The sequence below is a fragment of the Variovorax sp. GW458-11-26-14-LB1 genome, from assembly GCF_059423965.1.
Genome location: NZ_JBWKYW010000033.1, coordinates 33,572 through 60,354, shown reverse-complemented (window position 1 = coordinate 60,354; position 26,783 = coordinate 33,572). Strand labels below are relative to the sequence as shown.

31 protein-coding genes are annotated in these 26,783 nt (G+C 68.6%); 17 read left to right on the top strand and 14 right to left on the bottom strand.

Annotated features, from left to right (window positions below; translation table 11 throughout):
- Positions 1-45: 45 nt before the first annotated feature.
- From AC07YS_RS20815 to AC07YS_RS20785, 7 genes are all read right to left on the bottom strand, one after another.
- Positions 46-213 (bottom strand): DUF2970 domain-containing protein, encoded by a 168-nt coding sequence (locus tag AC07YS_RS20815; RefSeq protein ID WP_099797201.1) that lies wholly within the window; start codon positions 211-213, stop codon positions 46-48.
- A 53-nt stretch (positions 214-266) separates the two neighbouring features.
- Positions 267-896 (bottom strand): cytochrome c oxidase assembly protein, encoded by a 630-nt coding sequence (locus tag AC07YS_RS20810; RefSeq protein ID WP_095950886.1) that lies wholly within the window; start codon positions 894-896, stop codon positions 267-269.
- Positions 897-931: 35 nt separating this feature from the next.
- Positions 932-1,048, bottom strand: coding sequence for a cytochrome oxidase small assembly protein (locus AC07YS_RS20805; RefSeq protein WP_216846572.1), 117 nt, complete (start codon positions 1,046-1,048; stop codon positions 932-934).
- Positions 1,049-1,088: 40 nt separating this feature from the next.
- Complete coding sequence (ctaD, locus tag AC07YS_RS20800; protein ID WP_062481356.1) at positions 1,089-2,726, bottom strand: cytochrome c oxidase subunit I; 1,638 nt, start codon at positions 2,724-2,726, stop codon at positions 1,089-1,091.
- 43 nt (positions 2,727-2,769) lie between these two features.
- Positions 2,770-3,948: a cytochrome c oxidase subunit II gene (coxB, locus tag AC07YS_RS20795; protein WP_062481354.1), complete on the bottom strand. Its 1,179-nt coding sequence runs from the start codon at positions 3,946-3,948 to the stop codon at positions 2,770-2,772.
- Between the two features lie 59 nt (positions 3,949-4,007).
- Positions 4,008-4,484, bottom strand: coding sequence for a DUF2244 domain-containing protein (locus tag AC07YS_RS20790; protein WP_056578078.1), 477 nt, complete (start codon positions 4,482-4,484; stop codon positions 4,008-4,010).
- A 163-nt stretch (positions 4,485-4,647) separates the two neighbouring features.
- Complete coding sequence (locus AC07YS_RS20785; protein WP_062481352.1) at positions 4,648-5,562, bottom strand: class I SAM-dependent methyltransferase; 915 nt, start codon at positions 5,560-5,562, stop codon at positions 4,648-4,650.
- Between the two features lie 22 nt (positions 5,563-5,584).
- On the opposite strand from AC07YS_RS20785, the gene AC07YS_RS20780 reads away from it, so the two are divergent.
- The 3 genes from AC07YS_RS20780 (at position 5,585) to AC07YS_RS20770 (ending at position 7,204) form a co-directional block, all read left to right on the top strand.
- The gene (locus AC07YS_RS20780) at positions 5,585-6,301 is read left to right on the top strand and encodes a ComF family protein (RefSeq protein ID WP_495269432.1); all 717 of its coding nucleotides are present in this window, start codon (positions 5,585-5,587) and stop codon (positions 6,299-6,301) included.
- A 31-nt stretch (positions 6,302-6,332) separates the two neighbouring features.
- Positions 6,333-6,794, top strand: a complete 462-nt coding sequence (gene trmL / locus AC07YS_RS20775; protein WP_307637532.1) for a tRNA (uridine(34)/cytosine(34)/5-carboxymethylaminomethyluridine(34)-2'-O)-methyltransferase TrmL — start codon at positions 6,333-6,335, stop codon at positions 6,792-6,794.
- A gap of 116 nt (positions 6,795-6,910) precedes the next feature.
- The gene (locus tag AC07YS_RS20770) at positions 6,911-7,204 is read left to right on the top strand and encodes a DUF4148 domain-containing protein (RefSeq protein WP_495269431.1); all 294 of its coding nucleotides are present in this window, start codon (positions 6,911-6,913) and stop codon (positions 7,202-7,204) included.
- Between the two features lie 28 nt (positions 7,205-7,232).
- Here the strand turns inward: AC07YS_RS20770 and AC07YS_RS20765 are convergent, their stop codons facing one another.
- Both AC07YS_RS20765 and AC07YS_RS20760 read right to left on the bottom strand, forming a co-directional pair.
- Positions 7,233-7,703, bottom strand: coding sequence for a MaoC family dehydratase (locus tag AC07YS_RS20765; RefSeq protein ID WP_495269430.1), 471 nt, complete (start codon positions 7,701-7,703; stop codon positions 7,233-7,235).
- 73 nt (positions 7,704-7,776) lie between these two features.
- The gene (locus tag AC07YS_RS20760) at positions 7,777-8,397 is read right to left on the bottom strand and encodes a nucleotide-binding protein (RefSeq protein ID WP_495269429.1); all 621 of its coding nucleotides are present in this window, start codon (positions 8,395-8,397) and stop codon (positions 7,777-7,779) included.
- 92 nt (positions 8,398-8,489) lie between these two features.
- On the opposite strand from AC07YS_RS20760, the gene kefF reads away from it, so the two are divergent.
- Positions 8,490-9,215, top strand: a complete 726-nt coding sequence (gene kefF, locus AC07YS_RS20755; RefSeq protein WP_369630069.1) for a glutathione-regulated potassium-efflux system oxidoreductase KefF — start codon at positions 8,490-8,492, stop codon at positions 9,213-9,215.
- Positions 9,216-9,217: 2 nt separating this feature from the next.
- On the top strand, positions 9,218-11,080 hold the full coding sequence (gene kefC / locus AC07YS_RS20750) for a glutathione-regulated potassium-efflux system protein KefC (protein ID WP_495269428.1): 1,863 nt from the start codon (positions 9,218-9,220) through the stop codon (positions 11,078-11,080).
- A 9-nt stretch (positions 11,081-11,089) separates the two neighbouring features.
- On the opposite strand, the gene AC07YS_RS20745 is transcribed toward kefC, so the two are convergent.
- Positions 11,090-12,040 carry a M14 family metallopeptidase gene (locus tag AC07YS_RS20745; RefSeq protein WP_495269427.1) on the bottom strand — a complete coding sequence of 317 codons (951 nt, stop codon included), beginning with the start codon at positions 12,038-12,040 and terminating at the stop codon, positions 11,090-11,092.
- 16 nt (positions 12,041-12,056) lie between these two features.
- A complete protein-coding gene (locus AC07YS_RS20740; RefSeq protein ID WP_495269426.1) occupies positions 12,057-13,058 on the bottom strand; it encodes a Bug family tripartite tricarboxylate transporter substrate binding protein in 1,002 nt (333 codons plus the stop codon).
- 122 nt (positions 13,059-13,180) lie between these two features.
- Here AC07YS_RS20740 and AC07YS_RS20735 point away from each other — a divergent pair, with 122 nt between their 5' ends.
- Positions 13,181-14,077 (top strand): MurR/RpiR family transcriptional regulator, encoded by an 897-nt coding sequence (locus AC07YS_RS20735; protein ID WP_495269425.1) that lies wholly within the window; start codon positions 13,181-13,183, stop codon positions 14,075-14,077.
- Positions 14,078-14,080: 3 nt separating this feature from the next.
- Here the strand turns inward: AC07YS_RS20735 and AC07YS_RS20730 are convergent, their stop codons facing one another.
- A complete protein-coding gene (locus AC07YS_RS20730) occupies positions 14,081-14,956 on the bottom strand; it encodes an amidohydrolase family protein (RefSeq protein WP_070061956.1) in 876 nt (291 codons plus the stop codon).
- A gap of 104 nt (positions 14,957-15,060) precedes the next feature.
- On the opposite strand from AC07YS_RS20730, the gene AC07YS_RS20725 reads away from it, so the two are divergent.
- Genes AC07YS_RS20725 through AC07YS_RS20700 form a run of 6 tightly spaced genes read left to right on the top strand, consistent with a single transcriptional unit; the run spans position 15,061 to position 21,769 of the window.
- Positions 15,061-15,834 (top strand): crotonase/enoyl-CoA hydratase family protein, encoded by a 774-nt coding sequence (locus AC07YS_RS20725; protein WP_095746702.1) that lies wholly within the window; start codon positions 15,061-15,063, stop codon positions 15,832-15,834.
- Entirely contained in the window at positions 15,831-17,684 is a 1,854-nt protein-coding gene (locus AC07YS_RS20720) for a feruloyl-CoA synthase (protein WP_495269424.1), read from the top strand. The genes AC07YS_RS20725 and AC07YS_RS20720 overlap by 4 nt, the downstream gene beginning before the upstream one ends.
- A gap of 20 nt (positions 17,685-17,704) precedes the next feature.
- Positions 17,705-18,469: an SDR family NAD(P)-dependent oxidoreductase gene (locus AC07YS_RS20715; protein ID WP_495269423.1), complete on the top strand. Its 765-nt coding sequence runs from the start codon at positions 17,705-17,707 to the stop codon at positions 18,467-18,469.
- Between the two features lie 34 nt (positions 18,470-18,503).
- Entirely contained in the window at positions 18,504-19,496 is a 993-nt protein-coding gene (locus AC07YS_RS20710) for a Bug family tripartite tricarboxylate transporter substrate binding protein (protein ID WP_495269422.1), read from the top strand.
- 5 nt (positions 19,497-19,501) lie between these two features.
- The gene (locus AC07YS_RS20705; protein ID WP_495269421.1) at positions 19,502-21,241 is read left to right on the top strand and encodes an acyl-CoA dehydrogenase family protein; all 1,740 of its coding nucleotides are present in this window, start codon (positions 19,502-19,504) and stop codon (positions 21,239-21,241) included.
- Positions 21,242-21,277: 36 nt separating this feature from the next.
- Positions 21,278-21,769, top strand: coding sequence for a MarR family winged helix-turn-helix transcriptional regulator (locus AC07YS_RS20700; protein ID WP_070061951.1), 492 nt, complete (start codon positions 21,278-21,280; stop codon positions 21,767-21,769).
- Positions 21,770-21,793: 24 nt separating this feature from the next.
- Here AC07YS_RS20700 and AC07YS_RS20695 read toward each other — a convergent pair whose 3' ends face one another.
- Positions 21,794-22,447, bottom strand: coding sequence for a TetR/AcrR family transcriptional regulator (locus AC07YS_RS20695; RefSeq protein WP_062479525.1), 654 nt, complete (start codon positions 22,445-22,447; stop codon positions 21,794-21,796).
- Between the two features lie 121 nt (positions 22,448-22,568).
- Between AC07YS_RS20695 and AC07YS_RS20690 the strand changes: the two genes are divergently transcribed.
- From AC07YS_RS20690 to AC07YS_RS20670, 5 genes are all read left to right on the top strand, one after another.
- Positions 22,569-23,012 (top strand): VOC family protein, encoded by a 444-nt coding sequence (locus tag AC07YS_RS20690; protein WP_095951004.1) that lies wholly within the window; start codon positions 22,569-22,571, stop codon positions 23,010-23,012.
- 46 nt (positions 23,013-23,058) lie between these two features.
- Positions 23,059-23,586 (top strand): SRPBCC family protein, encoded by a 528-nt coding sequence (locus tag AC07YS_RS20685; RefSeq protein WP_495269420.1) that lies wholly within the window; start codon positions 23,059-23,061, stop codon positions 23,584-23,586.
- Between the two features lie 47 nt (positions 23,587-23,633).
- Positions 23,634-24,053, top strand: coding sequence for a VOC family protein (locus tag AC07YS_RS20680; RefSeq protein WP_307695029.1), 420 nt, complete (start codon positions 23,634-23,636; stop codon positions 24,051-24,053).
- A 52-nt stretch (positions 24,054-24,105) separates the two neighbouring features.
- Positions 24,106-25,581 carry a DHA2 family efflux MFS transporter permease subunit gene (locus AC07YS_RS20675; protein ID WP_495269419.1) on the top strand — a complete coding sequence of 492 codons (1,476 nt, stop codon included), beginning with the start codon at positions 24,106-24,108 and terminating at the stop codon, positions 25,579-25,581.
- Between the two features lie 70 nt (positions 25,582-25,651).
- Positions 25,652-26,014, top strand: coding sequence for a DUF1428 domain-containing protein (locus AC07YS_RS20670; protein WP_062479540.1), 363 nt, complete (start codon positions 25,652-25,654; stop codon positions 26,012-26,014).
- Between the two features lie 7 nt (positions 26,015-26,021).
- On the opposite strand, the gene AC07YS_RS20665 is transcribed toward AC07YS_RS20670, so the two are convergent.
- Positions 26,022-26,780, bottom strand: a complete 759-nt coding sequence (locus AC07YS_RS20665) for a sulfite exporter TauE/SafE family protein (RefSeq protein ID WP_495269418.1) — start codon at positions 26,778-26,780, stop codon at positions 26,022-26,024.
- Between the last annotated feature and the right edge of the window lie 3 nt (positions 26,781-26,783).

Here is a 26,783-nt window from a genome sequence, read left to right as displayed (position 1 = left end):
ATTCTGGAGATCGTGGTTTTTTGTCTTCGGCTCAACAGGCAACGCTCAGGCAGTCGCGACCACATGCCGCACCAGCAGCACCAGCCCGACCACGAAGACGATCACTGCGGCAAACGCCACCACGATGACGTGCAGCGGATTGAGCTTGCCCAGGTCTTCCTTGTAGGCGCTGTTGCGGCGCACCCCGAAGAACGACCAGCCCACCGCCTTCATCGTGCCCCACAGCGTGGGCTTGCGGCGCGGGGCTTCGGGCGGCAACGGCGAGGTCACGAGCGCGGCTCATCGGCGACAACATGCGAAACGGCGGCCACCGGGGCCGGAGGCGTCTTGCCGCCCACCTCGAAGAAGGTGTACGACAGCGTGATGGTCTTGACGTCCTTCGAGATCTTCGGATCGATCACGAAGGCGACCGGCCACTGCTTCTTCTCGCCCGCGTCGAGCGTGTACTGGTTGAAGCAGAAGCACTCGAGCTTGTTGAAATGCGCCGCGGCCTGCTGCGGCGCGTAGCTCGGGATGGCCTGCGCGGCCATGCGGCGGTTCTGCGTGTTCTGGAACTCGTACATCACCGTGTTCAGCTGGCCCGGGTGCACTTCGATGAAGCGCTCGGCCGGCTTGAAGTCCCACAGGCCGCCGCGCACGTTGGAGTCGAACTCGACCTTGATCGTGCGGGTCATGTCGACCTGCGTGTTGTCCGGGACGCGCACGTTCTTGGCGCCGCTGGCGCCGCCCGGCACCTGGAGCTCGGAGAGCGCAAGGATGTTGATGCCGGTCATTTCGCAGATCGCGCGGTACATCGGCACCAACGCATAGCCGAAGGCGAACATGCCGCAGGTCACCACGGCCAGCTTGCCGACCATGCGGACGTTGGCGCGGCGGATGCGTTGGCCGAGGCTCATGCTGTTGCTTCCGTTCGGGGTGCGATGCGGTGCGGTCAGCGACCGCTGAACCAGACCATGCGGGCGATGAAACCGATGAAGAAGATCACCGCGATGGAGGCCAGCGTGAGCCCCATGCGTCGGTTGTTCTTTCTTTGTTCAGGCGTCGTCATCGTCGTGCGGTCGTTGTGCGTGTTCGGCGTGTGCGGGTGATCAGCCGATCACCTTGGTGGCGGTCACGTCGAGCTTGGGCGGGTTCTCGAAGGTGTGGAACGGGGCCGGCGACGGCACTTCCCACTCGAGGCCTTCGGCCGCTTCCCAAGGCTTCTGAGCTGCTGCTTCACCCTTGCCGCGCATCGAAGGCAGCACGATGAACAGGAAGAAGTAGACCTGGGCGAAGCCGAAGAAGAACGCACCCACCGAAGCGATGGCGTTGAAGTCGGCGAACTGCATGGGGTAGTCGGCGTAGCGACGCGGCATGCCAGCCAGACCCAGGAAGTGCATCGGGAAGAAGGTGACGTTGAACGAGATCAGCGACCACCAGAAGTGGACCTTGCCGCGCGTTTCGTTGTACATCACGCCGGTCCACTTGGGCGCCCAGTAGTAGAAGCCCGAGAACATGGCGAACAGCGAGCCGGCCACCAGCACGTAGTGGAAGTGGGCCACCACGTAGTACGTGTCCTGCAGCTGCGTGTCGATCGGCGCGACCGCGAGGATCAGGCCGGTGAAGCCGCCCATCGTGAACACGAAGATGAAGCCGACCGCGAACAGCATGGGCGTCTCGAAGGTCATCGAGCCCTGCCACATCGTGGCGATCCAGTTGAAGATCTTCACGGCCGTGGGCACGGCGATCAGCATGGTCGCGTACATGAAGAACAGCTGGCCCGTGAGTGGCATGCCGGTCGTGAACATGTGGTGGGCCCACACGATGAACGACAGGATGGCGATCGACGAGGTGGCGTACACCATCGAGGCGTAGCCGAAGAGCTTCTTGCGGGCGAAGGCCGGGACCACCTGGCTGATGATGCCGAAGGCCGGCAAGATCATGATGTAGACCTCGGGGTGGCCGAAGAACCAGAAGATGTGCTGGTACATCACCGGGTCGCCGCCGCCGGCGGGGTTGAAGAAGCTGGTGCCGAAGTGGCGGTCGGTCAGCGTCATCGTGATGGCGCCGGCAAGCACGGGCATCACGGCAATCAGCAGGTAGGCGGTGATGAGCCAGGTCCAGCAGAACATCGGCATCTTCATCAGCGTCATGCCGGGGGCGCGCATGTTCAGGATGGTGACGATGATGTTGATCGAACCCATGATCGACGAGGCGCCCATGATGTGCATCGCGAAGATGCCGGCGTCCATCGAGGGGCCCATCTGCAGCGTGAGCGGGGCGTACAGCGTCCAGCCGGCCGCGGGCGCGCCGCCGGGCATGAAGAACGAACCGGCCAGCATGATGGCCGCCGGGATCAGCAGCCAGAAGCTGAAGTTGTTCATGCGCGCGAACGCCATGTCGGATGCGCCGATCTGCAGCGGGATCATCCAGTTCGCGAAGCCCACGAAGGCCGGCATGATCGCGCCGAACACCATGATCAGGCCGTGCATGGTGGTGAACTGGTTGAACAGCTCGGGGTTCACCATCTGCAGGCCGGGCTGGAACAGCTCGGCGCGGATCAGCAGGGCCAACACGCCGCCGATCATCAGCATCGTGAAGCTGAACAGCAGGTAGAGCGTGCCGATGTCCTTGTGGTTGGTCGCGAACACCCAGCGGCGCCAGCCGGTGGGCGCGTGGTGATCGTGATGGTCGTCGTGTGCGTGGCCGCCGGGGGCGTGACCGTGGGGGTCGAGGACTGCGCTCATGTCGTTGTTCCTTGCAATTTCTTCTTCGCGGGGCGCCGTCGGATCACTTGCCGCGCAGGGCCAGCACTTCAGCCGGTTGCACCAGCTGGCCCGTCTTGTTCGACCAGCTGTTCTTGGTGTACGTGGCCACGGCCGCGAGGTCGGTGTCGCTCAGCTGCTTCCAGGCAGGCATGGCACCGTTGTTCTGGCCGTTGAGCAGCACCAGCAGCTGCACCTTGTGGTCGGAATCGGTCACCTTGGCTGCGCCGTCGAGCGGCTTGATCGGGCCTGCGCCCTTGCCGTTGGCCTGGTGGCAGGCCGCGCAGTTGGCGGCGTAGACCTTCTCGCCGCGTGCCAGCATGTCGGGCAGCGTCCAGACCTTGGTCGGGTCGTCGAGCTTGGCGGCGGCTTCCTTGCGCTTGGTCGCGACCCAGGCGGTGTAGTCGGCAGCCGACAGCACCTTCACGTGGATCGGCATGTAGGCGTGTTCCTTGCCGCACAGTTCCTGGCACTGGCCGTAGTAGTCGCCCACGGTCTCGGCGCGGAACCAGGTGTCGCGCACGAAGCCGGGAATGGCGTCCTGCTTGAGGCCCAGCTGCGGCACGGCGAAGGCGTGGATCACGTCGTTCGCGGTGGTGATGATGCGGACCTTCTTCTGCACCGGCACGACCATCGGGTTGTCGACCTTGAGCAGGTAGTCGTCGGGCATGGCGCCCTTGGCACCGGCGTCGGACATGGCGCGCTGCGAGCTGTCGAGCGTGGAGATGAAGGCCAGGCCCTCGCCTTCGCCGTTCAGGTAGTCGTAGCCCCACTTCCACTGGTAGCCCGTGGTCTTGATCGTGAGGTCGGCGTTCGTGGTGTCCTTCTGGGCCACGAGCACCTTGGTGGCGGGCAGCGCCATCACGATCACGATGAGGAAGGGCACGATGGTCCAGATGACCTCGACCACCACCGATTCATGGAAGTTCGCGGCCTTGTGGCCCACCGACTTGCGGTGCTTCCAGATGGAATAGAACATCACCGCGAACACGGCGACGAAGATGACCGTGCAGATGATCATCATGATCGTGTGGAGCAGATGCTGCTCCTGTGCGATCTTGGTCACGCCGACCGGAAGATTCAGCTGGCGCACCGCGGGGCCGCCGGGCAGATCGTTGACTGCGTGCGCCGCGTTGCTGAACGCCGCGCCGGCCGCCAGCAACAGATTCGCCGGCCTGTACTTATTGCGCCAAATGCTCTTCATCGTGTTCACGTTTCTTCAATTTTTCGAAAACCCAACCGTGCAGCACCGCGCGAGCCCCCTCAGGCGCCACGCAACGCCATGCGAATCTCGCGCGCCAGTGCGGCTCGCAACTCCGGGCGTACATAGCGCCCCACCCTGACCGATCGACCTTGCCCCGAGACCTCGATCAGCGAACGATCGCCGGTCTGCGGTTCGATCCGCACCTGGTGCGGAAGAAATTCCGTGCGTTCGTAGTGCCCACCGTTCTCGAGCTCCACGACGAGGCGTCCGCCCTGCAGCGCGATCCGCTCGCCATCGGTGGCATGCCGCGCGTACATCATGAACGCAAAGCCCACCGCGGCCAGTTCGAGCCAGGCGAATGGCAATACCAGCGGCGCACCGTGCAGCCAGAACACCATGCCCGTTCCCAGAGATACCACGCACAGCGAGGCGTAGAGCCAGCCCAGCTGGCTCGGCGTCACCGAGCAATTGCGTTTCAGGAACCAGTGGATGTTCTGGCCTGAGACGGTGGCAAAACGAAACACGGAATTCGACACGGGCGAGTTCAGCAAATCGGTGCGTCGATGGTGGCCAAACCCCTCGTACAAACAGGATCCGACACCCCTCGATCACGGGACAATACCCGCGAGTTTCACGCAACGGCGGATTGTAGCGGGTAGAGCGCGGGCCCCGCGCACCGAATGAGGGCTGCCGGGTCGCTCAGGCGCCAGGGCGGCCGCGCTGGAGCATCGATCGCATCTCGCGCAGCGAGACCGCGCTCTCGGGCGAGAGCGCCACGCGCGGCGTCGGCTTGAAGGCGTGACCGTAGATGACCTCGAAGGTCAGCGCGATGCGGCCCTCGCCTTCCGCGGCCGGTGCCAGCTCGGGCAGGGCCTGCTTGAGCGCGCGGTGCCAGGCCTTGCCGCGCAGCGCGGGGAAGCGCGCCGGATGCAGATTGCGCCCCAGCGTACGCAGCTCGGCCAGGGCGGCCTCGGGGGTGGCCCAGGTGAGCACGATGCGCTCCATGTCCATCACGGGCTCGGCGAAGCCGGCATGCACGAGCATGTCGCCCCAGTCGTGCATGTCGGTGTATTCATGGCCGGCGGCGGGCCAGCCGAGCCGGGCGTGCAGGGCGCGCAGCTCGCGCACCGTGTCCGGGCCCAGGCAGGAAAACATCAGGAAGCCGTTGGTCGCGACCAGGCGGTGCCACTGCGCGATGAGCGCCTCGGGGTCGGCCGCCATGTGCAGCGACATGTTGGCCCACAGCAGGTCCACGCCGTCTTCGGGCGTTGCGTCGAAGCGGGCCTTGCCGCCCTGCCAGCGGCGCGCGCTCCACCAAGGGGCGGTCAGCGCCTCGCCGGTCCGGTCGGCCAAGGCGGGTTCGGATTCGATGACGAAGGCTTCGGCGTCGCGGTAGCGGCGGGCCAGCAGCGCGTGCGCTTCGAGGCCGCCGCGCAGCGGCGACCAGTCGGCCCAGGTGCGGGGCTGGGCCTTGATCCATTGCAGCCGGTCTTCCATCCGGCGGCCGATTTCCTCGTGCAGCCAGGGCGAGCCCTCGGCGGGCGCGAGCCGGCGCCAGCGGTCGGCCGCCGTGGGATCGATGGTCGGCGGTCTTCTTGCGGGGTCGGTGGCCATGGGGCCGTGAGTATATTGAGGCATGTACAACCGCCGGGCCCTGAGGCCTTTCACCTCGCTGCTCGCGCGGCTGCCCAGCCAGTGCGAGGTCTGCCGCGCCTGGCCGGCGCAGCGCGTGTGCGACGCCTGCGTGGCCCGCTTCGCGCCGCCGACCCCGCGCTGCGGCGGCTGCGCCCTGCCGATGCCCGAGGGCGTGGCGCGCTGCGGCGAATGCATCAAGCACCCGCCACCGCTCGACGCCTGCCTCGCCGCCTGCACCTACGCGTGGCCGTGGCCCGACTGCATCGCCCAGTTCAAGTTTCGCGGCGAGTCGGGCTGGGCCGGCCCGCTGGCCACCCTGCTGCGCAGCGCGCCGTGGGTGGAGCCGGCGCTGGAACAGTGCGACCTCGTGCTGCCGATGCCGCTGGCGCCCGGACGCCTGGCCGAGCGCGGCTTCAACCAGGCGCACGAGCTCGCGCGCCGGCTGGCACCGGCCAAGACCGACGCCACCCTGCTGCTGCGCACGCGCGACACGCCCGCGCAGAGCGGCCTGCCGCGCGCCGACCGGCTGCGCAACCTGCGCGGCGCCTTCGCCGTGGAACCGCTGCGCGCCGACGGCCTGCGGGGGCGGCGCGTGGTGCTGGTGGACGACGTGATGACCAGTGGCGCCTCGCTGTTCGCCGCGGCCGCCACCTTGCGCCTGGCGGGTGCGGCGCACATCACCGGCGTGGTGCTGGCGCGGACCGACCCGCCGCGCTGAAGCCATCGACGGCGCCCGCGACAATCGGCGCATGTTCCATATCGTCCTGGTCCACCCCGAAATTCCGCCGAACACCGGCAACGTGATCCGGCTCGCGGCCAACACAGGCTGCACGCTGCACCTGGTCGAGCCGCTCGGCTTTTCGATGGACGACCGCCTGCTGCGCCGCGCCGGGCTCGACTACCACGAGTACGCCGAAGTCAAGCGCCACGCCGACTGGGCCGCGCTGCTGGCCACGCAGCAACCGCCCGCCGAGCGCATGTTCGCGCTGACCACGCGCGGCACCCGCCCAGTGCACGATGTGCGCTTCCAGCCCGGCGACTGGCTGGTGTTCGGCTCGGAAACCGCCGGCCTGCCACCCGCGATCCGCGACGGCTTTGCCGAGCCGCAGCGCCTGCGGCTGCCGATGCGCGCCGGCCAGCGCAGCCTGAACCTGTCGAACGCGGTGGCGGTCACGGTGTTCGAAGCCTGGCGACAAAACGGTTTCGCCTGACGGCCCTTCACGCGGCAGGGGCACATCCGATCGGTGCTGCGCGGCGTATGGGAAGGCATGCCGGTGATTCGCACCGGCATCCGTCCCCTCAACGCTGACCGCCAAGGAGCCCCGCCATGCACACCCCCACCCTGCGCCTGATCACCCTCGCCGCCCTCGCCTTCGCCGGCGGCGCCCATGCCTTCCAGGGCGAGCAGAACCCGCTGCCGCCCGCGCCCTTCCAGTCGTCGCTGACGCGCGCCCAGGTCCAGCAGCAAGCCCTGCAGCCGCTGCAGATCAGCAACGGCGGCACCGGCGTGGCCCGCCCGACCGCGGGCAACGTCGACCGTGCGGCGGTGCGCGCGAGCGCCGTCGGCATCACCCGGCAGGGCGCCGCCGCCTACGGCGAGGTCACCGACCGCCAGATGTAAATAGAAGCAGAGAAGAAGAAAAAACCGCTCAGGGAAAACGGCGCACCACCGACTCGGCGACGCACGCCGGCTTGGCGGCGCCTTCGAGTTCGATGGTGGTTTCCCAGGTCATCTGCAGGCCGTTGTTGGGAATCGGCTCGGCGCTCAGCAGCTTCATGCGGGCGCGCAGGCGCTGGCCCACCGGCACCGGCGACATGAAGCGCACGCGGTTCAGGCCGTAGTTCACGCCCATGCGCGACTCGACCACGTCGATGGCCGTCTCGAAGAACTTCGGCAGCAGCGACAAGGTGAGAAACCCGTGCGCGATCGGCGCGCCGAAGGGGCCGGACTTGGCCCGCTCCACATCGACGTGGATCCACTGGTGGTCGCCCGTCGCCTCGGCGAACTGGTTGACCTGCTGCTGCGTCACGCTGATCCAGTCGCTCACGGCGACTTCCCGGCCGACGCAGGCGGCAAGATCCTGAAGGGTCTGGAATGTCTTTTTGGTCATGCGGGGCATTCTGGTGCCAAGGGCACAAGGCTGGCTGTCGGACTTGCGACAACCGGGAATCAGGGAAATCCGGGGGATCAGATCAAGCGTCGAGCCATTCGCAGATCGGCTGCCATTGCTCCAGGTCGCGCTGCACGCGCCCCGGCGCAATGTCGAACAGCGTGAGCCCGCGCGCCGCCAGCTGTACGTAGTTCTGCGTGTCGCGCAGCTCGCCCAGCACGGGCACGCCCAGGCCGGCGATGAACTCGTGCAGCCGGTCGGCCGCCAGCGTGCGGGCGTTCACGCGCATGCCGACCAGGCCGATGCGGGTCTTCTCGGCGCGGCGGCTTTCCAGCAGGCGGTCGAGGAAATCGCGCGTGGCGTAGATGTCGAAGATGCTCGGCTGCAGCGGCACGATCACGCGGTCGGCCAGCGCCAGCACCTCCTTGAAGCGCCAGCCGTGCAGGCCGGCCGGCGTGTCGAGCACCGCATGCGTGGTGCCGCGCGGCGGGCGCACCACGGTGCTGTCGCCGGTGGCTTCCCAGGTGGCGATGGGGCGGGCCTGCGGCGGGCGCAGGCCGAGCCACAGCCGCGAGGACTGCTGGCGGTCTACGTCGCCGAGCATCACGGCATGGCCGCGGCTCGCGAAGTAGCCCGCAATGTTCGTTGCAATCGTCGACTTGCCCACGCCTCCCTTGGGATTGGCGACCAGAACCACCGGCATGAGGATCTCCTCCAGAACGGGAACAGGGCTGGATGGTAGTCGCCCCGGGTTGCGCGTCGGCGACGGCGGGCCGTCTGCGTTATGTTCGCCACATGACGACAACAACATCCACGGAGAACCCCGCCAGCATCTATGTGCTGGCGGCCCACCCCCACTGGCGCGACTCGCGCGTGAACCGCCGGCTGTTCGCCGCCGCGCAGCGTGTGCCCGGCGCCGAGGTGAACGACCTGTACGGCAGCTACCCCGATTTCGCCATCGACGTGGAGGTCGAACGCGAGCGGCTGGCCCGCGCCGACCTGGTGGTGCTGCTGCACCCGATCCAGTGGTATTCGATGCCGCCGCTGCAAAAGCTCTGGGTCGACGACGTGCTGGGCTACGGCTGGGCCTACGGCCCCGGCGGCACCGCGCTGCAGGGCAAGGACTGCTGGCTGGTCGCCACCACCGGCGGCCCCGAGCCGAGCTACCACCCGCAAAGCTACAACCGCTACTTCTTCGACGCCTTCCTGCCGCCCTACGAGCAGACCGCCGCGTTGTGCGGCATGCGCTTCCTGCCGCCGCTGCTGCTGCACGGCGCGCGACGCGCCAGCGAGGCCGAGGTGGCCGCGCACGTCGAGGTGTTCGTGCAGCGCCTGGAAAGCTACCCGGTGTGGCCCGAGATGGACGAGCTCGATGCCTGCATCGCCTGCCCGGTGCCCGAGACCGACCGCCCCGCGGAATCCGACGACGTGGGCCAGGTGATGGCCGGCGCGTTCCACAGCGCGATGACGCACGGCCTGGCCGTCGCCAACGGCAGCAACAGCACCCACAAGGCGGCCTGAGCATGGAACACGCACCCGCCTGGCTGACCAGCAGCCTGATCTACCTGAGCGCCGCCGTGCTGGTGGTGCCGCTGTCCAAGGCCCTGGGCCTGGGCTCGATCATCGGCTACCTCGTGGCCGGCATCGCCATCGGCCCCTGGGGCCTGGGCCTCGTGTCCAGCGTCGAAGACGTGCTGCATTTCGCCGAGTTCGGCGTGGTGCTGATGCTGTTCCTCGTGGGCCTCGAACTCGAGCCCAAGCGCCTGTGGAGCCTGCGCCGCCCGATCTTCGGCTGGGGCTCGGCGCAGGTGCTCAGCTGCGCGGCGGTGCTGTTCGCCGTCGGCTGGGCCGTGGGCGCACCGTGGCGCGTGGCACTGGTGGCCGCCCTCGGGCTGGCGCTGTCGTCCACCGCCATCGCGCTGCAGGTGTTCGGCGAACGCAACCTGCTGAAAACGCCCAGCGGCCAGGCCGGCTTCTCTATCCTGCTGTTCCAGGATGTGGCGGCGATCCCGATCCTTGCGCTGCTGCCGCTGCTGGCCGGTGCCACGGCGGCCGAGCAGTCCATCAGCGGGCTGGACCGCGCGCTCGAGGCGCTGAAGATCGTCGGCGTGATCGCCGGCATCATCCTCGGCGGCCGTCTGCTACTGCGCCCGATCCTGCGATGGATCGCGCGCAGCGACACGCCCGAGATCTTCACCGCCGCCGCGCTGCTGCTGGTGGTGGCCATCGCGGCACTGATGCAGTTCGTCGGCCTGTCGATGGCGCTGGGCGCCTTCCTTGCCGGCGTGCTGCTGGCCGAAAGCGAATACCGGCGCGAGCTCGAGACCGACATCGAGCCCTTCAAGGGCCTGCTGCTCGGGCTGTTCTTCATCGCGGTGGGCATGTCGATCAACTTCGGCGTGCTGCTGGCCAACCCGGGGGTCATGGCCTTGCTGGTGGTGAGCTTCCTGGTCATCAAGCTGGTGGTGATCTACGCGCTGGCCAAGGCCATGGGCCTGGCCTACCAGGAGCGGCCGGTGTTCACGCTGCTGCTGGCGCAGGGCGGCGAGTTCGCCTTCGTGGTGTTCCAGGCCGCCGGGCCCGACGTGCTGCCGCCGCAGACCACCTCGCTGCTGATCGGCGCGGTGGCGCTGTCGATGCTGCTGTCACCGCTCCTGCTGGTGCTGCTCGACAAGTTCGTGCTGCCGCGCTACAGCCACGCGGGCGGGCCGCAGCTCGAAGAGATTTCGGAGCAACAGGACGCCAAGGTGCTGATCTGCGGCTTCGGGCGCTACGGCCAGATCGTCGGGCGCCTGCTGATGTCGCAGGGCCTGCGCGTGACGGTGCTCGACCACGACGCCGACACCGTCGAAGGCCTGCGCCAGTTCGGTTTCCGGGTGTTCTATGGCGACGCCACGCGGCTGGACCTGCTGCGCACCGCGGGCGCGGGCACGGCGCGCGCCATCGTGGTGGCGGTGGACGACATCGAGCAGTCGCTGGACATCGTCGACCTGGTGCGCGAGAACTTCCCGCAGGCGCGCATCATTGCGCGCGCACGCAATGTGACCCACCTGTTCCAGCTGCGCGACCGCGGCGTGCAGGACATCGAGCGCGAGGTGTTCGAGTCATCGCTGCGCAGCGCGCGCTCGGCGCTGGAGGCGCTGGGCTGGCCGGCGGCCGAGGCGCGCGAGGCCTCGATGCGTTTCCGCCAGCGAAACCTCAAGCTCAGTGACGAGATCTACCCGCACTACAAGGACCGCGCCAAGCTGATCGCCGCCAACAAGGCGGGCCGCCAGCAGTTCGAGGAGCAGATGGCGCGCGAGCGCGAGGAGCGCAAGCTGCGCTCGGGCCAGGACTGGGACCGGCTCGGCGAAGACGAACCAGCGGGCGACGTGAAGGCGCCCTGAGGCCCCAGGTCAGACGCGCACGGTCAGGTACACGCCCTCGCGGCCGATCACCGGCGCACGGGTCGGCATGAAGATCGTGCAGCCGTCGCAGGGCGAGCGGATCTCGCGCCCGGCCTGCACCGCGATCAGTTCACCCTGGTCGAAGGTCTCGAAACCGAGCACCGGGCGCACGAAGGCGAAGTCGTCCGACGTGACCATGTGGACCTCGAGCAGCCGGAAGCGGCGCGCGGCCACCGGCACGCGCGGCACCGGATCGACGAGCCCGAGGTGCGCCAGAAAGCGCAGCGACACGTCGGTGGCCAGGTCGGCCGCCGACTGCGCGAAATGCTGGCCGCACTCGACCACCACCGCACCGCCGTCGATGCCCGGCTCGCCGTGCCGGCCGTAGGCCGTGACGCCCGTGCCGGGCGCGGCGCCCACGGGCATCACGAGGTGCACCGCCGGGCCGCCGACGGCCTGCGCCAGGCCTGCATTGCGTTCGAACTCCGGGTAGACCCAGAAGGGCTGCACGGGCGCGCGCGTGGAATGGATGTCCAGCACGTAGTCGGCCGCGTCGAGCACCGGCCGCAGCTCGCGCGCGCGGCGCAGCTCGGGGCTGTCCCCGGTGCCGTCGAGCAGTTCGGACGACCAGATGCGGTTCAGGTTGTGCACCAGCTGGCGGTTCTCGTAGGGCCGGTCGATGTCGAAGGCCTCGTAGGCCTCGACGTTCGCGAAGCTCACGGTGAGCGTGCCGATCTTCGGGCGCACACCGGTGTCGAGCAGGTGCGTGGCCGCGACCATGCCGCAGATCTCGTTGCCGTGCGTGAGCGCGTTGACGAGCACGTGCGGACCCGGCTTGCCGGACGCGAAGCGGTGCACATAGTCGATGCCGGTGTTGCCCTGGCGGTAGGCCGAGAGGTCGCGCGGCAGCACCTCCAGCGGTGCGGTGTCGGGTGCGAAGGTCGGCAGTGTCTGCGTCATGGAACCAGCCGCCCGCTCACTCGCCGCGGATGCCGGCGCGCTTGACCATCTCGCCGTACAGCGCGAGCCGCTCCGACATCATGGCCGTGAACTGCGCGGGCGACTGCGCCTCGGGCGCGAGCGAGCCGCGCGCCAGCAGCGCCTCGACCATCGTCGACTGGTCAGCCACCGTGCGCACCGCCTTGTGCAGCGCGGCGATGACCTCGGGCGGCGTCTTCGCGGGCGCGGCCAGGCCGATCCACGAGGTGGTGTTCAGCACCGGATAGCCCAGTTCGGTGAAGGTCGGCACGTCGGGCAGCGCCGCGACGCGCGTGGGCGAGGCCACGGCCAGCGCGCGCAGCTTGCCGGCCTGGATGTGCGGCAGGAAGGGCGCGAGGTTGTCCAGGCCGAACTGCACTTCGTTCGAGATCAGCGCGGTCACCAGCGGGCCGCCGCCGCGGTAGGGCACGTGCGTGGCGTTGAGCTGCAGCTGCGACTTCATCAGCTCCACGTTGAGCTGGCCCATGCTGCCCGGCCCGGCGCTGCAGAAGTTGAGCTCGCCTGGGCGCGACTTCACCAGCGCCACGAACTCCTTGAAGGTCTTGGCGGGCACGGCCGGGTTCACCAGCAGCACGTTGATGGAGCGCGCGAGCTGGCTGATCGACAGGAAATCCTTGATCGGGTCGTAGCCCGGGTTGGCCTGCGTCAGCGGGTTGGCCAGGTGCGAGCTCTGCGACGACACCACGAGCGTGTAGCCGTCGGGCTTGGCGCGTGCCACCTGGGCGCTGGCGATGGAGCCGCCGGCGCCGGCGCGGTTGTCGATGACCACCGGCGTGCCCAGCGCCTTCGACAGCGGCTCGGCGTACAGCCGCGCGATCAGGTCGACCGAGCCGCCGGCCGGGAACGGCACCACCAGCGTGACCGGGCGGGCCGGAAAGGCCTGGGCGCGCGCGGACAGGGGCAGCAGCGCCGCAGTCAGGCCGGCGCCGAGGATCTCGCGCCGGCGCAGGGCGGGCACGGCGGGGGTGGTGGAACGCATGGCAAGGTCTTTCTGCAGAAGAAGCGGGCAATCGGGCGGACAGGTCCGGCCGAAATCGTGCATTCATTTTTGCAAGTAGGCTCTATTTTTGCAATACTCGTTGCAAACATGAGGTTTCTCCGATGCCGCACGCAGACACCCCCGCCGCCCCCAGCCTGAACCAGCGCATCTCGGGCTATGGCAAGAAGCTCACGAAAAGCGAGCGACGCCTGATCGAGGAGCTGCAGGCGCACCACCCGCAAGGACTGCTCGAATCTGCAACGAGCCTTGCAAGAAAGGTGGGCACCAGCGCCTCGACCGTGGTGCGGCTGCTCGCCAAGCTGGGCTACGAGAGCTACGCCCAGGCGCAGATGGAGGCGCGCGCCGAAGTCACCGCCCTGCTCGCCTCGCCCGCCACGCGCGCCGACGCCGTCATCGGCGACGACACCTCCGTGCGCAGCTGCCTGGACAACGCGTTGCTGCACGACCAGCACAACCTGGCCGCCACCTTCGCGGCGCTCGACGTGGGCGCGTTCGAGGCGGCGGTGAAGCTGCTCACGCAGCGCAAGGTGCGCGTGCACGTGCTCGGCCAGCGCAACGGCGTGCCGCTGGCCAGCCACCTCGCGCTGAACCTGAACCTGTGCCTGCCCGATGTGCGGCTGCTCGGCGGCGCGGGCGCGCTGCCGCTGGAAGACCAGCTGCTGCGCATCGACGACAACGACCTGCTGCTCACGCTCACCTTCCGCCGCCACTCGCTCGCGATCGCGCGCACGGCGGCGTACTTCCGCGAGAAGGGCGCGAAGGTCGTCATGGTCACCGACAGCCCCACGGCGCCCGCGGCGGCCTCGGCCGATCACCTGCTGCTGGTGCGCACCTCCAGCGCGTCGCCCTTCGATTCGTACACGGCGGCACTGTCGGTCTGCAATGCCTTGATCACCGCGGTGTCGCAGCGCCGCAAGAAGGAGCTGGCCGCCGTGTTCGAACGCGGCGCGGCGCTGTGGGAGCCGCACTGGAACGAGGCGGCGCCGCGCGCCGCCTGAACCTCAGGCCGCCGGGGTTCCGAGCCCCAGCAGGCGCACCGCGTTGTCCTTGAGGATGCCGGGCATCACCTCGGGCTTGAAGCCGGCGGCCTCGAAGTCCTTCATCCAGCGGTCGGGCGTGATCAGCGGGTAGTCGCTGCCAAACAGCACGCGGTCCTTGAGCAGCGTGTTGGCGTACTGCACCAGCTGCTTCGGAAAGTACTTGGGGCTCCAGCCCGACAGGTCGATCCACACGTTGGGCTTGTGCGTGGCCACGCTCAGCGCCTCGTCCTGCCAGGGGAAGCTGGGGTGGGCCATGACGATCTGCATGTCGGGGAAGTCGATGGCCACGTCGTCCAGGTGCATCGGGTTGCTGTACTCCAGCCGCAGGCCACCGCCGCAGCGCATGCCCGAGCCGATGCCGCTGTGGCCGGTGTGGAAGATGGCCGGCAGCTTGTACTCGGCGATCACCTCGTAGATCGGCCAGGCCATGCGGTCGTAGGGGTGGTAGCCCTGCACGGTCGGGTGGAACTTGAAGCCCTTCACGCCGTGCTCCTCGATGAGCCGGCGCGCCTCGCGCGCGCCCATCTTTCCCTTGTGCGGATCGACGCTGCCGAAGGCAATCATGATGTCGCTGTTCTGCGCCGCGGCCTCGGCGATCTCCTCGTTCGGGATGCGGCGGCGGCCCATGTTCGACTCGGCGTCGACCATGAACATCACCAGCCCGATCTTCCTTTCACGGTAGTACGCCACGCTCTCGGCGATGGTGGGGCGGCGGTTCGAGCCGAAGAACTTGTCGGCCGCGCGGTCGTATTCCTCGCCGTAGTTGTCGAAAGGGTTCCAGCAGCTCACTTCGGCGTGGGTGTGGATGTCGATCGCGATCAGGTTCCGTGGGTCCATGTCGTTGTCTCCGGTTCGGGTAAGTCCCTAGGTTTCGGGAGGCTCCAATGCCTTGAATTGATTATTTCTCATAACCATAATCCAACGCAACCCCGCACACCATCATGACCAATCCAGACCTTCACCTCGACATCCGCGACGACGTCGCCATCGTTCGTCTCACGCGCGGCGCCAAGCGCAACGCGCTGTCCGACGGCCTGATCCTCGCGCTGCGCGACACCTTCGAGACGCTGCCCGCCACCGTGCGCGCCGCCGTGCTCGACGGCGAGGGCCCGCATTTCTGCGCCGGCCTGGACCTGAGCGAGCTCAAGGAGCGCGACGCCGGCCAGGGCATGCAGCACTCGCGCCTGTGGCACAGCGCGCTCGACCTGATCCAGCACGGCCCGGTGCCGGTGGTGGCCGCGCTGCACGGCGCGGTGGTCGGCGGCGGGCTCGAATTGGCCAGCGCCTGCCACATCCGCGTGGCCGACCGCTCCACCTTCTACGCGCTGCCCGAAGGCTCGCGCGGCATCTTCGTGGGCGGCGGCGGCTCGGTGCGCATCCCCAAGCTGATCGGCGTGGCCCGCATGACCGACATGATGATGACCGGCCGCGTCTACAACGCCGAAGACGGCGAGCGCGCCAACTTCGCGCAGTACCTGGTCGACGAAGGCACCGCCTTCGACAAGGCCCTGGAGCTCGCCAAGCGCATCGCCACCAACGCGCCGCTCACCAACTACGCGCTGATGCACGCGCTGCCGCGCATCTCCGAGCAGTCGGCCGACCACGGCTTCTTCACCGAGGCGCTGATGTCGGGCATCGTCCAGGCCGCGCCTGAGGCGAAGGAACGCGTGCGCGACTTCCTCGAAGGCCGTGGCGCCAAGGTGAGCAAGGGATGACCGCCGTCCGCTACCGCCCGCTGGCCTTCGGCGTGACGCGCGCGGTGCTGCGCGACGGCGCGCCGGGCACGCGCTACCTCACGGCCGAGACGCCGCTGCAGGCCTACCGCGAGCGCATGACCGATCGGCTCGCGCACTGGGCGCAGGTCGCGCCCGATCGCACCTTCATCGCGCGCCGCGAGCGCCTGCCCGACGGCCGCACCGGCGACTGGCTGCGCGTGAGCTATGCGCAGGCGCTGGAAGAAGCGCGCGGCATCGGACAAGCCCTGCTCGATCGCGGCCTGAACGCCGAGCGCCCGGTCGTGATCCTCAGCGAGAACGGCATCGAGCACGCGCTGCTCGCGCTGGGCTGCCTCTACGCGGGCGTGCCCTACTGCCCCGTGTCGCCGCCCTATGCGATCGTGAGCCAGGACTACGACAAGCTGCGCCACGTCATCGACACGCTCACGCCCGGCCTGGTGTTCGCTGCCGACGCCGCGCGCTTCGCCAAGGCCATCGCGGCCACCGTGCCCGCCGGCACCGAGGTCGTGCTCGCCGAAGGCACGCTCGAAGGCCGCGCCACCACGCGCTTCGACGTGCTCGCCGCCACGCCGGCCACGCCCGCCATCGACGCGGCGATGCAGGCCACCGGCCCCGACACCATCACCAAGTTTCTTTTCACCTCGGGCTCGACCAAGATGCCCAAGGCGGTGATCAACACGCACCGCATGTGGTGCGCCAACCAGCAGCAGCTGCGCCAGTCGATTCCCGCGCTGGGCGACGAGCCGCCCGTGCTGGTCGACTGGCTGCCCTGGAACCACACCTTCGGCGGCAACCACAACGTGGGCATCGTGCTGGACAACGGCGGCACGCTGTTCATCGACGACGGCAAGCCCACGCCCGCCGGCATGGCCGAGACGCTGCGCAACCTGCGCGAGATCGCGCCCACCATCTACTTCAACGTGCCCACCGGCTTCGAGGCGATTGCCAACGCGATGGAAACCGACGCCGTGCTGCGCCGCAACCTGCTGTCGCGCGTGAAGATGTTCTTCTACTCGGGCGCCGCGCTCGCGCAGCCCGTGTGGGACAGCCTGCACCGCACGCAGGAGTCGGAAGTCGGCGAGCGCATCGTGATGGGCACCGGCCTGGGCATGACCGAGTCGGGCCCCTTCGCGCTGTACGTGACCGGCCCCGACGTGAAGTCGGGCGACGTGGGCCTGCCGGCCGCCGGCATCGAGCTCAAGCTGATCGAGGTCGACGGCAAGACCGAGGTGCGCTACCGCGGCCCCAACATCACGCCCGGCTACTGGCGCGCGCCCGAAGCCACCGCCGAGGCCTTCGACGACGAAGGCTTCTTCTCCACCGGCGACGCAGTGAAGTGGATCGACGACCGCGACATCCATCGCGGCCTGCGCTTCGACGGCCGCATCGCCGAAGACTTCAAGCTCGCCACCGGCACCTTCGTGAGCGTGGGCCCGCTGCGCGCGAAGATCATCGCGGCCGGCTCGCCCTATGTGCAGGACGCGGTGCTCACGGGCATCAACCTGAAGGAAGTCGGCGCACTGATCTTCACTACGCAGAAGGTGCGTCAGCTCGCCGACTTGCCCGCCGACGCCCCGCTGCAGCAGGTGCTCGAAAGCGTGCCCGTGCAGGCGCACTTCCAGCAGGTGGTGGACACGCTCGCGGCCGGCGCCACCGGCAGCGCCAACCGCATCGCACGGCTGCACCTGATGGCCGAGCCGCCGTCGATCGACAAGGGCGAAGTGACCGACAAGGGCTCGATCAACCAGCGCGCCGTGCTCAAGCACCGCGCCGCGCTGGCCGACGCGCTGCACGCCGACACGCTGCCTTTCACGCTCAAGCCCCGCTAACCCCATTCAGGAGACACACCATGAAGATCGAAGGACAAGCCGCACTCGTCACCGGCGGCGCCTCGGGCCTCGGCGAGGCCACCGCGCGCGAACTCGCGCGCCTGGGCGCCAAGGTCGCGGTGCTCGACCGCAACGCCGCACTCGCCGAAAAGGTGGCCGCGGAGATCGGCGGCATTGCCTGCGTCTGCGACATCACCGACACCGACAGCGTGAACGCCGCGCTCGACAAGGCGCAGGCCGCACACGGTCCCGCACGCATTTTGATGAACGTCGCCGGCATCGGCAGCGCCAAGCGCATCGTCGGCAAGGACGGCAACCCGGCGCCGCTCGAAGACTTCGTGCGCGTGGTCAACATCAACCTCATCGGCGGCTACAACATGGCGCGCCTCTTTGCCGCGCGCTGCGCCAAGCTCGACGCGCTCGACAACGGCGAAAAGGGCGTGATGCTCTTCACCGCCTCGGTCGCGGCCTTCGACGGCCAGGTGGGCCAGCAGGCCTACAGCGCGTCGAAGGGCGGCCTCGTCGGCATGACCCTGCCGATGGCGCGCGACCTCGCGCAGCACGCCATCCGCGTGTGCACCGTGGCGCCCGGCCTCTTCGCCACGCCGCTGCTGCTGGAGCTGCCCGAGCCGGTGCAGCACTCGCTGGCCGCGTCGATCCCGTTCCCGCCGCGCCTGGGCAAGCCCTCGGAATTTGCCGAGCTGGCCTGCCACATCGTCACCAACGGCCATTTGAACGGCGAAGTGATTCGCCTCGACGGCGCCCTCCGAATGGCGCCGCGCTGATTCCCGCCCCCGCAGACAACCAGGAGACAAGACCATGACCACCCGACGCCAATTCACGGCGGCGCTCGGCGGCACCGCCGCGCTCGCCGCATTGCATCCCCTTGCCGCACTCGCCCAGGCGGTGCAGCAGCAGGTGAAGATCTACTACGGCTTTCCGGCCGGCAGCGCGGGCGACAGCGTGGCCCGCCGCGTGGCGGACAAGCTGGGCAACACGCCCTTCACCGCCACCAACCCGGTAGTCGAGAACAAGCCCGGCGCGGGCGGGCGCATCGCGCTCGACACGCTCAAGACCTCGCCGGCCGACGGCGCGGTGCTGTGCCTCGCGCAGGCCTCGGCGCTGTCGATCTACCCGCACATCTACACCAAGCTCAGCTACGCCATCTCCGACTTCGCGCCCATCTCCATCGGTGCCGTGATGACACACGGCCTGGCCGTCGGCCCGATGGTGCCGGCCAGCGTGAAGACGCTGAAGGACTACATCGCCTGGGCCAAAGCCAACCCCGGCCAGGCCAGCTACGGCTCGCCGGGTGCGGGCTCCACGCCGCACTTCCTGGGCGCGCTGCTGGGCCTGAGCACCGGCACCGACCTGCGCCACGTGCCCTACCGCGGCTCGCTGCCCAGCATCAACGACGTGGTGGGCGGCCAGATCGCCTCGTGCCTGACGCCCGCCGGCGACTGCCTGCCCTTCGCCAAGGCCGGCAAGCTGCGCGTGCTCGCCACCTCGGGTGCGCAGCGCCCGGCCTACCTGCCCGACGTGCCGACCTTCACCGAGCAGGGCTTCCCCGAGATCGTGGCCGACGAGTGGTTCGGTTTCTTCGCACCGGCGAAGACGCCGGCCGCGACCATCGCCGTCGCGAGCACCGCGATCCAGGCCGCGCTGAAGGACAAGGCCGTGGCCGACGGCCTGCTGTCGGTCGGCCTGATCGCGCACGGCTCCTCGCCCGAAGAGATGAAGAAGTCGCTGCAGTCCGAGTACGAACGCTGGGGCCCGCTGGTCAAGAAGATCGGCTTCACCGCCGAGTCCTGAACCCCATGCATTACCAGCCTCGCCCCGAAGACGCTCGCTTCCTGTTGAACGCGGTGCTCGATGCACCCACGCGCCTGCGCGCACTCGCGCCCTTCGCGGAGGTCGACGAGCCTCTGCAGTCGCAGGTGCTCGAAGAAGCCGCACGCTTCGTCGGCGAGGTGATCGCGCCGCTGAACCGCGAAGGCGACGAGGTGGGTTGCCGCTTCGACGGCGGCGAGGTCGTCACGCCACCGGGATTTCGCGCGGCCTACCAGGCCTTCGTGGACGGTGGCTGGCCGGCGCTCTCGGCCGCCACCGAAGACGGCGGCCAGGGCTTGCCCGCGGTGCTCGAGGCCATCCTCTACGAATGGCTCAGCGCCGCGAACCACGGCTTCACCATGGCGCCGGGGCTGCTGCACGGCGCGTACGCCTGCCTCAAGCACCACGGCAGCGACGAACTGAAGCACCGCTATCTGCAGAAGATCGCGAACGGCGAGTGGCTCGCGACCATGTGCCTGACCGAAGCGCATGCCGGCAGCGATCTCGGCCAGGTGCGCACGCGCGCCACGGCGCAGGCCGACGGCAGCGTGCGCGTGAACGGCGGCAAGATCTTCATTTCGGGCGGCGAGCACGACCTCACGCCGAACATCGTGCACCTCGTGCTGTGCCGCCTGCCCGATGCGCCGGCCGGGCCCAAGGGACTGTCGCTGGCGCTGGTGCCCAAGCGGCTGCCCGACGGTGCGCGCAACGCGGTGCACTGCGAGCGCATCGAAGAAAAGATGGGCCTGCACGGCAGCCCGACCTGCACGATGCGCTTCGACGACGCCACCGGCTGGCTGGTCGGCGAGCCTGGTCGCGGGCTGGCCGCGATGTTCGTGATGATGAATGCGGCGCGCCTGCACGTGGCGCTGCAGGGCATCGGCCTGCTCGATGCCGCCTGGCAGAAGGCCGACGCCTACGCCGCCGAGCGCCGCCAGATGCGCGCGCCCGGCCCCGTGCCCGCAAGCCGCGGCACGGAGGCGGCCGACCTGATCGCCGAGCACCCGGCCGTGCGCCGCATCCTCGACACCCAGCGCGCCTGGATCGACGGTTCGCGCGCGCTGGCCTACCGCAGCGCGCTGATGCTCGACATCGCCACGCACGACGCCGACCCCAAGGCCCGCGAGCGCGCGCAGCGCTGGTGCTCGCTCGTCACGCCGGTGCTCAAGGCCGCCTGCACGCAGCAGGCCTTCCACGGCGCGAGCGACTGCCTGCAGGTGTTCGGCGGCCATGGCTACGTGCGCGAATGGGGCGCCGAGCAGGTGGTGCGCGACGCGCGCGTGACCATGATCTACGAGGGCACCAACGAGATCCAGGCCATCGACCTGCTGGTGCGCAAGGTGCTGCCCGACGGCGGCGCGGCGCTGTCGGCCGTGCTGCTCGAGTTGCGCGACACGCTCGACGCCTCGCGCGAGGCCGATGCCGACGTGCAGCGCCGGCTGGCGCAGCTGCGCTACCTGGGCACCACGGTGGCGATGGCGGCGCACGCCAACCCCATGCTGCCTTACGAGGTGGCGGACGACTTCCTGCGCGTGACGGCGCTCACGCTGATGGCGTGGGCCTGGGCCCGCATCGAAGTGGCCGCGCCCGACGATGCGGAACGCGTTCGCGCCGCGGCGGCCTTCCGACGCTGGGTGCTGCCCGAGTTCGAGATGCGCCTGGGCATCGTCAAGCGGGCTTGTGAGGGTGTCGCACTGGCGCATTCCGCACAAGAGGCGTCACGCTAGTTGTTCGAGAAAGCAACGCGCGGTTACGCTCGCCGCATGCCTCCTCCCGCGAAAACACCGTCCGCCAAAACCGAATCCGCCGCCCTGCCGTCCCCCCGCACGGACCGGCTCGACGCCCGCGTGCTCGAAGGGCTGGTCGGCTACAACGCCCGGCGCGCCTGGCTGATCGTGAGCACGGTGTTCGCCGACCGCATGGCGCCCTACGGCCTCAAGCAGATCGACTTCTCGGTGCTCTCGCTGCTGGCGCACAACCCGGGCGCCACCTCGCGGCAGCTGTGCAACACGCTGGACATCCTGCCGCCCAACCTCGTGAGCCTGGTGGCCACGCTGGACGGCCGCGGCCTCATCGAACGCCGTCCGCATCCGCACGACGGGCGCGCCGTCGGCCTGCACCTCACGCCGGCCGGCGAGACGCTGATCCGCGAGGCCGAGCAGGCCGTGGTGCAACTGGAAACCGAAGCCAGCAGCCGCCTGAGCACGCGCGAGCGCGAGACGCTCATCAAGCTGCTGCAGAAGATCTATCTCTGAGACCGGAGCGCGGCGACGCTGCGGCTACAGGCCGCGTTCCACCATGTCGATGAGGCGCTGCCCAAGCGCATGCGTGGCCGTTGCGTCGACGCCGCGCAGCGGGCCGTCGATGATGAGCAACGCCAGCCCGTGCACCGCCGACCACGCGAGGTATTCGGCGCCCGGGCGCCGCGCCGGGTCGAGCAGGCCCGCGTCCACGAGCCGGTCGACGGCCGCGCCCAGCAACTCGAACGGGTTCATGCCGCTGGCGCCCGCGCCGTCGGGACCGACGTCGCCCTGCGCGTCTTCCGACACCACGAAGGCCGTGCGAAACAGCCCCGGCTGCGCCTGCGCAAAGCGCAGATAAGCGGTGCCGATGGCGCGCACCTGGGCGCGCGCGAAGTCGGCGGGCGGCTGGTCGCAGGGCAGCACGGCGAGCTCGCCCTCCATCGCCTTGGCCGCCTCCGACAGCGCCGCGGCGCGCACCGCCAGCAGCAGGTCATGCCGGCTCGCGAAGTGGCGATACGCCGCGTTCGGCACCACGCCCACGCGGCGCGTGGCCTCGCGCAGCACCACGGCACTGGGGCCACCGTCCCGCGCCAGTTCGATGCCCGCATCCAGCAACGCACGGCGCAGGTCGCCGTGGCGGTAGGTGCTGCGCGCGGGCGGCAGGCTTTCGGGAACGTTGTTGAGCTTCATCGCGACTCCATGTGGACACTGTCCATTATCTCTGCTATTCTTTGTGGACGGTGTACACAAAGTAATTCCATTGTTTTCGCGCAGACCCGTTGTGCCCGTGAACCAACCAAAAGGAAACGCCATGAAAGTCCAGTCTTACCTGTCCTTCGAAGGTCGTTGCGACGAAGCGATTGCCTTCTACAAGAAGGCGCTCGGCGCCGAAGTCGTGCAGCTGATGCGCTACAGCGAGGCGCCGGCCACCGGCGGCCCCGAGGGCGACCCCGAAGCCGGCTGCGCCGGCGGCATGCCCGGCCCTGACAAAGTGATGCATTCGGTCTTGCGCATCGGCCAGACCGAGCTCATGCTGTCCGACGGACGCTGCTCCGGCCAGGCCGAGTTCAAGGGAATCATGCTGTCGCTGTCGGCCGACAGCGACGCCGACGCCCGCAAGTGGTTCGACGCACTGGCCGATGGCGGCCAGGTGATGCAGCCGCTGATCCCGACCTTCTTCACCACCAGCTTCGGCATGCTCAGCGACCGCTTCGGCGTGGGCTGGCTGCTGGTGGCGGACCCGGCCGCCGCGTGATGCGCGGGGGCTCGTTCTTCACTCTTCCCACACGCTTTTCTTCATCATGCTCAAGACCATCGTCCTCGCCGTCCTCGCGCTGATTGCCGCGCTGCTCATCTACGGCGCCACGCGGCCCGACAGCTTTCGCGTCGAGCGCACCACGCGCATCGAGGCGCCGGCCGAAAAAATCTTTCCGCTGATCGAGGACTTCCACCGCTGGGGCGCGTGGTCGCCCTACGAGAAGCTCGACCCGGCCATGAAGCGCACCTACGGCGGTGCCGCCAGCGGCAAGGGCGCGACCTACGCCTGGGAAGGCAACAGCAAGGCGGGCGCGGGCACGATGGAAATCACCGAGTCGCAGCCCTCGTCGAAGGTCGCGATCAAGCTCGATTTCGTGAAGCCTTTCGAAGGCCACAACACGGCCGAGTTCACGCTGCAGCCGCAGGGCGGCGCCACGCAGGTCACCTGGGCCATGTATGGCCCGAGCCCCTACATGGCCAAGCTCATGGGCATCTTCTTCGACATGGACCAGATGATCGGCAAGGACTTCGAGGCGGGCCTGGCCAATCTGAAGAGCGCAACCGAAAAGTAAACGCCTCCTCCCCTCATCGACTCACCTCACTCATTCAAGGAACTCTCATGTCCCCCATCAACGCTTACCTCACGTTCGACGGCAACGCCGCCGAGGCCATGCGCTTCTACGAAAAGACGCTGCGCGGCACCATGCAGATGATGATGACCGTCGGCGAAGCGCCCGACACCGAGCAGATGCCGGCCGAGGCCAAGAAGCGGATCATGCATGCGTCGCTCACCTACGGCGACGGCATCCTCATGGCCTCCGACACCATGCCGGGCCAACCCTTCGAAGGCATGAAGGGCTTCGGCGTGGCGCTCACGCTCGACACCGTGGCCGAGGCGCGGCGCATCTTCGACGCCTTCGCCGACGGCGGCACGGTCGGCATGCCGTTCGAGAAGACCTTCTGGGTCGAAGGCTTCGGCATGGTGACCGACCGCTTCGGCACGCCGTGGCTCATCAACGGCGGCAAGGCGCTGGTCTGAGCACGGAGTCGCTCCTCTCTACTTTTTCCCTTCTTCGCAGGAAGCACCTTCCATGACCGAAACCCTCGACAACCGAAAGCGCTGGCTCGCCCTGATGGTGCTGTGCCTGGGCGTGCTGATGATCGTGCTGGACACCACGATCGTGAACGTGGCGTTGCCTTCGATCCGCACCGACCTCGGCTTTTCCGAGACGTCTTTGGTCTGGGTGGTGAACGCCTACATGCTGACCTTCGGCGGCTTCCTGCTGCTGGGCGGGCGGCTGGGCGACCTGTACGGCCACCGCCGCGTGTTCCTCGCGGGCCTGGTGCTGTTCACGCTGGCCTCGCTGGCCTGCGGGGTCTCGACCTCGCAGGGCCTGCTGGTGGCGGCGCGCGCGGTGCAGGGCCTGGGCGGCGCGGTGGTGTCGGCCGTGGCGCTCTCGCTGATCATGAACCTGTTCACCGAGCCGGCCGACCGCGCCAAGGCGATGGGCGTGTACGGCTTCGTGTGCGCGGGCGGCGGCAGCATCGGCGTGCTGCTGGGCGGCCTGCTCACGAGCACGCTGAGCTGGCACTGGATCTTCCTGGTCAACCTGCCGATCGGCGTGGCGGTGTATGCGCTGTGCGTGGCGCTGCTGCCCAACGCACGCGGCCATGCGCACGGCGAGAAGCTCGACGTGGCCGGCGCCATCACCGTCACCTCGTCGCTGATGCTCGCGGTGTACGGCGTGGTCAACGGCAACGAGGCGGGCTGGGGCTCCACGCAGACGATGGGGCTGCTGGGCGCGGCCGTGGTGCTGCTGGCCGTCTTCATCGCCATCGAGGCGCGCGTGCTGCATCCTCTGATGCCGCTGGGTTTGTTCAAGCTGCGCAGCGTGTCGGTGGCCAACGTGGTGGGCGTGCTGTGGGCCGCGGCCATGTTCGCGTGGTTCTTCATCTCGGCGCTGTACATGCAGCTGGTGCTGCAGTACACGCCGATGCAGATCGGGCTGGCCTTCCTGCCGGCCAACGTGATCATGGCGGTGTTCTCGCTCGGCCTGTCGGCCAAGATCGTGATGCGCTTCGGCATCCGCAAGCCACTGGCGGCGGGGCTGTGGCTCGCGGCCCTCGGGCTGGCGCTGTTCGCGCGCGCGCCGGTCAACGGTAGCTTCGTGCTCGACGTGCTGCCCGGCATGGTGCTGCTGGGCCTGGGCGCGGGCATGGCCTTCAACCCGGTGCTGCTGGCGGCCATGAGCGAGGTCGACCCGGCCGACTCGGGCCTGGCCTCGGGCGTGGTCAACACCGCCTTCATGATGGGCGGCGCCCTGGGCCTGGCCGTGCTGGCCAGCGCCGCGGCGGCACGCACCACCGCCATGGCCACCGCAGGCGCGCAGATGCCGCTGGCGCTCACCGGTGGCTACAACCTGGCATTCCTGGTCGGCGCCGTGTTCGCGGCGGCGGCGGGTCTGATCGGGGTCCTGCAGCTTCGCCCGGCCTCGCCGGGACACACCCACAACAACAACGAAGCAGCGTCGGCCCCGGGCGCGGCGGGCAAGACAGCGTCGCCGTGAACGCGACGGCGCCATGCAGCCCCCGCTTTTTCTTTTTCAACGTTTCTATCCCCTATTCAGGAGAACAGACATGGCTCGTTATGTAGACGGATTCATCGTCGCCATTCCCACCAAGAACGTCGAGGCCTACCGCAAGCTCGCGCGCAAGGCCGGCAAGGTCTGGATGGAGTACGGCGCGCTCGAGTACGTGGAGTGCATCGCCGACGACGTGAAGCCCGGCAAGCTCACGTCGTTCCCGCAAAGCGTGAAGCTCAAGGCCGACGAGACCGTGGCCTTCTCGTGGATCACCTACAAGTCGCGCAAGCACCGCGACACGATCAACAAGAAGGTCATGGCCGACCCGCGCCTGGAGGCCATGATGGACATGAAGAACCTGCCGTTCGACGGCAAACGCATGATCTTCGGCGGCTTCAAATCGATCGTCGAGCTCTGATGTTTTCTCAGGCCAAAAAGCCGTCGTAGACAAGCTTCAGGCCTGTCAACAGCATGCCCAGATAGACGAAGCGATAGAACCAAGTCGCATCGATGCGGCGTGCAATGCGGATGCCGATCCACACGCCCAGCGGTGCGATCGGCATCAGCACGAGCGAGGTGGCCAGCGTGCGAAAGTCGAGCAGGCCGAGCCACGCGTAGGGAATCCACTTGCTGAGATTCACCACGAAGAAGAAGTAGGCCATGGTCGCCGTGAACACCACGGGCTTGAGCTTCAGCGGGATCACGTAGGCATTGATCGGCGGCCCGCCCGCATGCGCGATGAAGCTGGTGAAGCCCGACACGGCCGTCAGCACCGCGCCCACCCAGCGCGAAGGCAGCGGATCATTGGGCTTGGGCGGAAACAGCAGGCGCTGCGCCAAAAACACCAACGTGAACACGCCCACGATGCCCGCCACCGTGTGGGCCGAGAGCACGCGAAACAGCAGCGTGCCGATCACCGTGCCGACCAGCCCGAACGGAATCAGGAACTTGAGCAGCGAGCGGTCGAAGTCGCGCCGGAACGCGGCCAGGCCGAGCAGGTCCATGAGCAACAGCAGCGGCATCAGGATCGCCGCCGCCTGCGGCACGGTGACGGCCAACGCCATCATCGGCACGGCCAGCGACCCGAAACCGGCGCCGAAGCCGCTCTTGCTGATGCCGAGCAGCAGCACGGCGGGGACGGCGACCGCGTAGAACGACGGGTCGGTGATGAGGGGAAAAACCATGGG